Consider the following 749-nt stretch of genomic DNA (forward strand, 5'->3'; position numbering starts at 1 on the left):
TCTTACCTGATGGTTTGTACCCTGAACGCTCTAAGCCTTGCTTGATCCTTTCTATACGTTTCTCGTTATCCAAACGAGCCATAGTAGCAAGTAGATCAATCAGCATATTGTTGATGAGATCTAGGATTGAGCTTGTGATGCTGTCATTGGTTTGGATCAATTGATGAGTTGTGGGAAGGTCAGCAACTACTAAGCGAAGTCCTTTCTCTTGGATTCTACGCTTAAGCTCTTGGAAGTCTGCTTGGCTTAGACGGGACAGACGATCAACACTTTCTACCATCAAAGTGTCGCCTTGGTTTGCTTCTGTGAGCAACTTGTTTAGTTCAGGACGATCCAACTTCGTGCCTGAGAAGTTTTCAATATAGGTAACAGATTCACCTAACTTGAGCGTTTGGTTTAAGTCATCTAATTGGTTTAGTGCTCTCTGTGCATCTTGATCTTTGGTTGAAGCTCTTAAGTAGATTCTAGTCGTCATGGTTTATCATTTGAGATAATTGAATATACTACAATGATACAGCTATCATTTAATCATCATAATAACTCTAATGATATTTCGTTGTAACTAACCGTTTCCTTATCATTCGGGTATAGTGTTAAGAAAGCCTTACAAGCATAAAAGAAGAGTAAGCATCCGGCTAACACAGCCTTACCAAGCGATCCTATAAGCCTTAATTTAGTTCCCACCTAAAAACAAGTGGGGACTTAATCCATGAACATGGATATATATTCAGCAACACCTCCTGTTGCTA

1 protein-coding gene is annotated in these 749 nt (G+C 39.5%); it reads right to left on the bottom strand.

Annotated features, from left to right (window positions below):
• A partial coding sequence (locus tag ACEO2X_RS13995; RefSeq protein ID WP_371972169.1) for a recombinase family protein occupies positions 1-475 on the bottom strand: 475 nt, incomplete at its 3' end.
• Positions 476-749: the final 274 nt, after the last annotated feature.

It is taken from the genome of Acinetobacter sp. AL9 (assembly GCF_041464035.1).
GTDB lineage: Bacteria > Pseudomonadota > Gammaproteobacteria > Pseudomonadales > Moraxellaceae > Acinetobacter > Acinetobacter towneri.